Origin of the sequence: Rahnella perminowiae (assembly GCF_019049755.1) — a bacterium.
Lineage (GTDB): Bacteria > Pseudomonadota > Gammaproteobacteria > Enterobacterales > Enterobacteriaceae > Rahnella > Rahnella perminowiae.
Genome location: NZ_JAFMOS010000353.1, coordinates 1 through 5,709, shown reverse-complemented (window position 1 = coordinate 5,709; position 5,709 = coordinate 1). Strand labels below are relative to the sequence as shown.

Here is a 5,709-nt window from a genome sequence, read left to right as displayed (position 1 = left end):
GTATAATGATGGAGACAAGTGATATACCCTATGAGCAAACAGTCAATAAAGTCAGTGTATTAGGTTACGCCGCCCTACTCTACAGCCTCATGTTTAGCGCACTTTTTGTATTCATTACTTTACCTCTCATGTCGTTGAACCTCAAAGAAAAACGGCAGCGTTTTGGAAGGTATATTGTACCTAAGCAACAAACATCCACTATATTCCTGACATGCTTTAGTATCGGTTACATATTTTTCATTGCGTATACTGTTAACACTAACATTGTCATGAAATATGTATTCCACAGAACAATGCCTCTCGATTCACGGACAACGTTCTATTGCAACAAACATTACATGATAATCCCAGGCAGGCCAGATGCTCTATTTATGACTGTGGGACCAGGTGATTACAGAATGGCCATACCCCGGAATTATGAATACGCCTTTTCACGACTCAAATGCACCGACACGCCCCCTTATTACATGCTTGTAGCAGTAAAAAGTGCCGAAGACCTTATGAAGGAAAGTCTTTTGTCTAAAGGGGAGGCTTTCCAAAATGATATTAAGGCTGCTGTAAAAAACTGATATTTCATCCGGGAATCTTCTGTTAACGGAAACCGGAGCATTCATGGCTGCATCCTGTTCATTGGCAGGGTAGTTTTTTTATTCCTTTTTCATGCTCGCCCGGCATACACTCAGCACCAGTTGCCGTAGCCAGCGGTGCGCCGGATCAACATCTGAGCGGGGATGCCACATCTGGGAAATGGTGATTTCGCGGGTTTTTAACGGCAACTCGAAAGCATACAGCCCGTCAGGTTCGGAAATTAGAAATGAGGCAGGGATCAGCGCCACCAGATCGGAATTTCGCGCAATCGCCAGAGCGGCGGAGAAACCCGGCACCACAGCGGCAATTTTACGTGTCAGGCCAACCTCGGCCAGCGCGTCATCTACCGGGCCAAATGTGTTGTTACGGCGTGAAACGACAACGTGTCCGAACGACACATACGCCTGTGCGGTAATCCCCTTCCCTGCTGCCAGCGGGTGGTCTTTTCTGACCACCCCCATAAACCTGTCGCGGAATAACGTCTGTAAAAGAATTTCCGGCCCCATTTCGCCTAAAACGCCGATCTCAAGATCGACCCGTCCTTCCCGCAACGCATTTGAGTTTTTTTCCGGTTTGGACATAAATCGTAAACATACGGAAGGGGCAGCCTGCGCAGCGGCGCTGATCATCGCGGCACCAAACGACACCACAAAACCATCGTTGGAGCGGATCAGGAAAGTACGCTCAAGCCGGGATACGTTGAAATCAGCGGAAGAAGGCCGCAACAGGGCACGCGCCTCAAAGGCCGCATTTTGCGTACGCTGGCGTATTTCTTCAGCATAAGGCGTCAGTACCATATTTCGCCCGGCGCGCACCAGCAGTGGATCGCCGGTGGTAGCCCGCAGGCGGCTGAGTGTGCGGCTCATGGCGGAGGCACTTAATCCCAAACGGCGGGCAGCACCGACGACACTTCCTTCAGTCAGGAGCACATCGAGGGCAATAAGTAAGTTCAGATCGGGTTCATTCATCCCGCCATACTAGCGCAGCGATAAAAATGAGAGAAGGCGTTTGGTGCAGGTATTTAATGCAGATGCTGCGTCTTCCGCACTTTATTACCTGCCGGTATAGTTGCAAAACTCAATATCAATAAGGCGAATGCGTAATGGAATTATTTTCCGATAAACCAGGCGATGAAGGATTACCGGGCCGCGAACGCGGATTCGCGATGGCCGCTGTAATGATCATGGCAACGATGGCAGTATTCGACGGCTCAATGGTCAACATCGCGCTGCCGCAAATCGCACGGGCGCTGGATATTTCAGCAGGCGCAGCGGTGTGGGTGTCGAACGGTTATCTGCTGTCGGCGTCCATGACGCTGGCAATCTTCGCCGCGCTGGCCAGTCACATCGGCTTTCGCCGGCAGTTTGCCGCCGGGCTGACAGTATTTACCCTGTCCTCTCTGGGCTGTGTGCTGTCAACATCCCCCGATATGCTGATTATCATGCGGGTGCTTCAGGGCATCGGTGCGGCAGCCACACTGAGTATCGGCCCGGCGATTTTCCGTTCCGTGTTCCCCAACCGTCTGCTCGGGCGAATACTGGGGCTGAATGCCCTGATAATTGCCACCAGCACCGCCGTCGCGCCGGTTCTGGGCGGCACAATACTTTCCGCGATGAGCTGGCAATGGCTGTTCGCCATTAATATCCCACTCGGCATTATTGCCGTCGTTATTGCGCTGCGCGTGGTGCCATCAAATCCGTCCGGCACGCCACAGCCGTTTGATACGGCGGGTGCAATTTTATCGGCGGTGGCCCTGGGCGCGCTGATTATGGCCGCTGAATCCTTTGCGCGTCCGGGAAATGACGAACTTGCTACCGCCATAACCTATGGCCTGACAGCGATCATCACAGGCGTGGCCTTTGTCTGGCGTCAGCGCCGCGCGCCGAAACCGCTGCTGCCGCTCGGCATGTTTGCCTCTGCACGGTTCACGCTGGCGGCCTTCACCTCGCTGGCCTCTTTCGTCAGCCAGGGGATTACTTTTGTCGCGCTGCCGTTCCTGTTCCAGAGCGTGTACGGTTACAGCGCCTTCGTTTCCGCGTTGCTTTTCACGCCGTGGCCGCTGGGGATCATTCTGGCGGCACCGCATGCAGGACGCCTTGCCGACCGCTATCCCGCAGCTATTATTTCTACTGTGGGTCTGGCAATATTTGCGGTGGGATTATTATTACTCACGCAACTCCCTGCGCATCCACAGGTTTGGGATATCGGCCTGAGAAGCTTTATCTGTGGTGTGGGCTTCGGTTGCTTCCAGAGTCCGAATAACCGCGAAATGCTCGCTAATGCCTCTCGCGAAAACAGTGGTTATGCCTCCGGCGTACTGGCCATTATGCGCACCTTCGGCCAGTGTCTCGGTGCCGCCTGCGTCGGCGTTATCCTGACAATTTATTCAGCCAGGAGTGTGTTGCAGGAAGCCCAGGCAGTACAGGTCAGTTTATGGGTGGCGGTGATTGCGACGGTTGTGGCGATGCTGATCAGCATCAGCCGCTTGCGAGGTCAGCGTGGACACTTGCAGGCGGAGAAATAATGGAAATAATAGATAACCTGATACTTAAGAGAATCACACCTTGTCCCGTTCCCAGCGTTTGCTTGATTTAATTCAGATCCTCCGCCGTCACCGGTTTCCGGTGACGGGGTTAACGCTGGCAGCAGAGCTCAATATCAGCGTCAGAACGCTCTACCGGGATATCGCAACATTACAGGAACAGGGCGCCAATATTCAGGGCGAGCCGGGGCTGGGATACATTTTGCAACCCGGCTTTATGCTTCCTCCCCTGATGTTTTCCGAGGATGAAATCCAGGCGCTGGTGCTGGGTTCCCGCTGGGTCTCCAAACGTAGCGACGGGCAACTGAGTGCGGCAGCAAAAAACGCGCTGGCCAAAATTGCAGCGGTTCTTCCCGAAGATCTGCGCATGTCCCTGGAATCGACAACCTTGCTCATCGGCCCTGCAGACAATTCTGGCGCAGATGCAGCGTTATTGCCGCAAATCCGTCAGGCAATTAAAGACGAACGTAAGATTGAAATTGTTTATCGCAGCCTGAAAAATGAAAGTTCCTCACGGGTGATCTGGCCCTTTGCCCTCGGTTATTTCGAACAGGTTCAGATACTGATCGCATGGTGCGAGTCGCGTCAGAGTTTTCGTCATTTCCGCACCGACTGCATTATCTCTCTTAAACGGCGAGATGAGCGCTACCCGAAACGGCGTCAGAGATTGCTGAAAGAGTGGCAGGACAAGGAACAGATTTCACCTCAGTAACCCGAATCACTACTGACAGAAACTGGCAGTGGTGGCCACTAAGATACTCAGTAACAGACATCAAACCGGATGTCTTTTCATTCCTGAGGGGCCACTGATGATTGATTCAAACTTCGTTATTTTGTACGTCAACAATCCGCAAGTCAGTACGAAATTCTATGAAAGTCTTCTTGAAAAACAGCCCGTTGAATCTTCACCTACTTTCGCCATGTTTATTCTGCCCTGCGGAATGAAACTGGGGCTTTGGTCAAAACATACTGTCGAACCCGCCGCTCAGGGTTGTGCCGGAAATGGCGAGCTCGTCTTTCCTGCCGACAGCAATGAACAGGTCGATGCTCTTTACTCTCTTTGGCGCAACAACGGGCTGGACATCTTACAGCAGCCGGTTGAAATGGATTTTGGCTATACCTTCCTCGCGTTGGATCCTGACGGGCATCGCCTGCGGGTTTACCGGTTGTCGATGGAGTAAATAACGCAACCCAGAGCGCCCCCGGGTGCTCTGCTTAAATCAACGCGGTCAGCCCATGCGCCGGAACTTTCCCAATCACCTGTTTCAGGATATGTTTATGTCGAAACAAATCGGCGCACGTCTGATGGTTATCCCTGAAGTCATACTGTTGAAGGATAAATTCTATGCTGGAACTGAGACCTAACTGTGAGTGTTGTAACACCGATCTGCTGCCTTCCGCCGACGCAAGGATTTGCTCATTCGAATGCACATTCTGTGTATCCTGTGCCGAAGACAAACTTCACGGGATATGCCCCAACTGCGGCGGAGAACTGGTTGCCCGTCCGCGCAGACCGGCGAACAAACTGGCAAATAATCCGGCCTCCACCACGCGGGTCTTTAAGCCTGAGGGCTGTGCTTCTTAGTGAACGTTATCCGCACGTCAGCGTTTCAGCCGCTGGCGTGCCCTGATGAAAAATAATCTGCCAGCCAGTTCCTCGGGCATTCGTCCAGCAAGATGCGCGTAACGTGTAACGGCGGTTTTCGTTGCCTCTGTTCAGAAAGGTTTTATACGTCAGGATCACACAACTTTCATTAAGCGTCTGTAGCTGAAAACCCTCTGCTTCAAGCCTTAAATCCTGCGTTTCAGCAGTCAGCGCCGCCACTGTTTGTTGCCGGTCAACCATCACCCCCGAACGCGTGATTTCCCTGAAATCCGGATGCAAAACCTTTTCCAGCCATAATTTGTCTTTCCGCCGGACACCATGGAGACTGCATTCCAGTGCCTTAATTTCATCCAAAACAACAGTCATCGGTCTTCTCCTTACTTCAGGATATATATAAACGCGTCTGTTTCCTGAAACTGAACTAAAGTTATCCTTCTCCTGCTACTCCCGCTGCATAAGGGAGTTAAAGAATTCCATAACACTATTATTAAAAAGGATTTTTATGCCCCGCACCACTTCTCTGGTTTCGTTATCTGCACTGATCGCCTCGGTTTTTCTGCTCACCGGCTGTCCGCCCCCACCTGATTTAACCCAGTGGCAGCGCCCTGGCAGCACCATAGATGACGCGCGTGTTGCAATGGGACAATGTGGCGTTCCGCTGCCGGGACCGGAACCTGATTTTACCGCTAATGAAACGGTGCTGTATTACCAGTGCATGGAGGGGAAAGGCTTTACCTATAAGCATGATTTTCATATCTGTGATGTCCACAAAAGCACACCGGCGTGCATTGAAAAACAACAGGGACATCCGCTCAGCCAGAAACAACTTGATGCTTTACCATTTCTTGCTGATAAAGGATTTTATCCGATTAAACCGGGTTCAGGCGTCGTAGAATCCCAGCGAATCAGCTGGCGTAAAGCGGGCGCTTCGTTACATTTTTCACATGAACTTGAAAATGATCGCCTCGCCATC

At 51.9% G+C, this 5,709-nt stretch carries 7 protein-coding genes and 1 pseudogene; 6 read left to right on the top strand and 2 right to left on the bottom strand.

The window, feature by feature from the left end; all coding sequences use genetic code 11:
* Positions 1-569, top strand: a pseudogene (locus J1785_RS04040) (hypothetical protein); the annotation flags it as partial.
* Between the two features lie 78 nt (positions 570-647).
* Here J1785_RS04040 and J1785_RS04035 read toward each other — a convergent pair.
* Positions 648-1,556: a LysR family transcriptional regulator gene (locus J1785_RS04035; protein WP_129953349.1), complete on the bottom strand. Its 909-nt coding sequence runs from the start codon at positions 1,554-1,556 to the stop codon at positions 648-650.
* A 134-nt stretch (positions 1,557-1,690) separates the two neighbouring features.
* On the opposite strand from J1785_RS04035, the gene J1785_RS04030 reads away from it, so the two are divergent.
* The 4 genes from J1785_RS04030 to J1785_RS04015 all read left to right on the top strand — a co-directional run bounded on the left by J1785_RS04030 (position 1,691) and on the right by J1785_RS04015 (position 4,715).
* Positions 1,691-3,112: an MFS transporter gene (locus tag J1785_RS04030; RefSeq protein ID WP_217218865.1), complete on the top strand. Its 1,422-nt coding sequence runs from the start codon at positions 1,691-1,693 to the stop codon at positions 3,110-3,112.
* A gap of 40 nt (positions 3,113-3,152) precedes the next feature.
* Entirely contained in the window at positions 3,153-3,842 is a 690-nt protein-coding gene (locus J1785_RS04025) for a helix-turn-helix transcriptional regulator (RefSeq protein ID WP_217218864.1), read from the top strand.
* Between the two features lie 97 nt (positions 3,843-3,939).
* A complete protein-coding gene (locus tag J1785_RS04020) occupies positions 3,940-4,311 on the top strand; it encodes a VOC family protein (protein WP_217138793.1) in 372 nt (123 codons plus the stop codon).
* A 164-nt stretch (positions 4,312-4,475) separates the two neighbouring features.
* Entirely contained in the window at positions 4,476-4,715 is a 240-nt protein-coding gene (locus J1785_RS04015; protein WP_129953351.1) for a DUF1272 domain-containing protein, read from the top strand.
* A gap of 6 nt (positions 4,716-4,721) precedes the next feature.
* On the opposite strand, the gene J1785_RS04010 is transcribed toward J1785_RS04015, so the two are convergent.
* Positions 4,722-5,102: a nuclear transport factor 2 family protein gene (locus J1785_RS04010; protein WP_217218863.1), complete on the bottom strand. Its 381-nt coding sequence runs from the start codon at positions 5,100-5,102 to the stop codon at positions 4,722-4,724.
* A 136-nt stretch (positions 5,103-5,238) separates the two neighbouring features.
* Here J1785_RS04010 and J1785_RS04005 point away from each other — a divergent pair.
* On the top strand, positions 5,239-5,709 hold a 471-nt coding region (locus J1785_RS04005; RefSeq protein WP_217218862.1), incomplete at its 3' end, for a hypothetical protein.

Excerpts from the sequence above, each read along its gene's own strand:
- J1785_RS04035 (WP_129953349.1), bottom strand. The coding sequence starts at position 1,556 with ATGAATGAACCCGATCTGAACTTACTTATTGCCCTCGATGTGCTCCTG.
- J1785_RS04030 (WP_217218865.1), top strand. The coding sequence starts at position 1,691 with ATGGAATTATTTTCCGATAAACCAGGCGATGAAGGATTACCGGGCCGC.
- J1785_RS04020 (WP_217138793.1), top strand. The coding sequence starts at position 3,940 with ATGATTGATTCAAACTTCGTTATTTTGTACGTCAACAATCCGCAAGTC.
- J1785_RS04015 (WP_129953351.1), top strand. The coding sequence starts at position 4,476 with ATGCTGGAACTGAGACCTAACTGTGAGTGTTGTAACACCGATCTGCTG.
- J1785_RS04010 (WP_217218863.1), bottom strand. The coding sequence starts at position 5,102 with ATGACTGTTGTTTTGGATGAAATTAAGGCACTGGAATGCAGTCTCCAT.